We start from the raw sequence: 1943 nt of genomic DNA, 5'->3' as shown, positions 1-1943 counted from the left end.
TCCACTTAACCTCGCTAGCAACAGTAACTCGTCGGTTCATTCTTCAATAGGCACGCCGTCGTCCTGATATATATACAGACTTCGACTGTTTGTAGACATACGGTTTCAGGTTCTCTTTCACTCCCCGCCAGGGGTTCTTTTCACCTTTCCCTCACGGTACTATGCGCTATCGGTCGATATCAGTATTTTGGCTTGGAGGGTGGTCCCCCCTGCTTCCCACAAGGTTTCACGTGTCTCGTGGTACTCTGGATACAGTCCCATGTATGCAAGGTTTCGATTACAGGGCTTTCACCTTCTGCGGCTGAGCTTTCCAACTCGATTCTTCTACCTCATTTACACTTGATGACTGTCCTCAACCCCGGTGCGGTTGCCCGCTCCGGTTTGGCCTCTTTCCCGTTCGCTCGCCGCTACTAAGAAAATCTCGTTTGATTACTTTTCCTCTGGGTAATTAGATGTTTCAGTTCCCCAGGTGCCCTCCTCATAGTCTAAGCTATGGGTGACAGTGCATAACCACTGCCGGGTTCCCCCATTCGGAAATCTACGGGTCAAAGGTTGCTTGCACCTCTCCGTAGCTTATCGCAGCTTACCGCGTCCTTCTTCGGCTGATATCGCCAAGGCATCCACCGTACGCCCTTAAAATCTTTACTTATTTTACACCATAATTTGCGGCTATCTTCGTTGTACTGCGTTCAGCTCACCTTGCGTATACAAATACGCGGAGTTTTCGCTTCACTGGTACGCCTCGATATCCATCAAATTCTGATGAAAATCATTACGATTTTTAGACATGCATTAGATACATTGTCGTTTTGTAGCCGTACATTTTCATGTACGTCACCATTAAGTCAGAGAATTATTTCCTATGTGCTCGGGTCAACCTACTTAGAAATTCTAAGAGATGACCTTACAAATATATAATAATTATCTTCTATGCAGTTTTCAAAGAACAAACAATTCATATATTTCGCGTCTATCGTTGTTGCATTCGCTTCACTTGTCTTGCGTAATTACCATTACGCGGCGACGTCGTTCAACTCATGCGCCTAGATATCCATCGAAATCTATTAAATTGTAACTGATTGTTTAATCAGCTTAGTTATTTTAGTACATAACAGACTAGCTGTCAAATACTAAATGGTGGAGACGAGGAGATTCGAACTCCTGACCCCCTGCTTGCAAGGCAGGTGCTCTCCCAACTGAGCTACGCCCCCATGTATTAAATGGTGGGCCTAGGTGGACTCGAACCACCGACCTCACGCTTATCAGGCGTGCGCTCTAACCAGCTGAGCTATAGGCCCATTTAATATATGAGAAATTTATTATCTTGCTAGATAACAGATCTCTCAAAACCGAACAATGTTAGGTGCCAAAGTGTCGACCTAAGTGACATCTAAGCTCTTGGCTTAGTGTATGTCTCCCTAGAAAGGAGGTGATCCAGCCGCACCTTCCGATACGGCTACCTTGTTACGACTTCACCCCAATCATCGACTTTACCTTAGACGGCTGGCTCCCGAAGGTTACCCCACCGGCTTTGGGCACTTCCGACTTTCGTGGTGTGACGGGCGGTGTGTACAAGGCCCGGGAACGTATTCACCGCAGTATGCTGACCTGCGATTACTAGCGATTCCGACTTCACGTAGGCGAGTTGCAGCCTACGATCCGAACTGAGAGAGTGTTTCTCGGGTTTGCTCCACCTCGCGGTATTGCTTCCGTCTATTAACTCCCATTGTAGTACGTGTGTAGCCCAGGTCATAAGGGGCATGATGATTTGACGTCATCCCCGCCTTCCTCCGCATTGTCTGCGGCAGTCTCTCATGAGTTCCCACCCGAAGTGCTGGCAACATAAGATAGGGGTTGCGCTCGTTGCGGGACTTAACCCAACATCTCACGACACGAGCTGACGACAACCGTGCACCACCTGTTTTCTGGCTTCCGAAGAAGAG

Annotated in this window: 2 tRNA genes and 2 rRNA genes; all 4 read right to left on the bottom strand. The window is 47.8% G+C overall.

From position 1 onward, the window contains the following. A 23S ribosomal RNA gene (locus VRHSUH10_RS04025) occupies positions 1-647 on the bottom strand; the annotation flags it as partial. Between the two features lie 488 nt (positions 648-1135). Next, positions 1136-1211: transfer RNA gene (locus VRHSUH10_RS04020), tRNA-Ala, on the bottom strand. A 10-nt stretch (positions 1212-1221) separates the two neighbouring features. Further along, positions 1222-1298, bottom strand: a tRNA-Ile gene (locus VRHSUH10_RS04015). A gap of 124 nt (positions 1299-1422) precedes the next feature. Beyond that, positions 1423-1943 (bottom strand): 16S ribosomal RNA (locus VRHSUH10_RS04010); the annotation flags it as partial.

It is taken from the genome of Veillonella sp. T11011-6, from assembly GCF_002959755.1.
Classification (GTDB): Bacteria; Bacillota; Negativicutes; order Veillonellales; family Veillonellaceae; genus Veillonella.
Note: the sequence above shows the minus strand (reverse complement) of the source record. Positions and strands in the feature narration are given on the sequence as shown.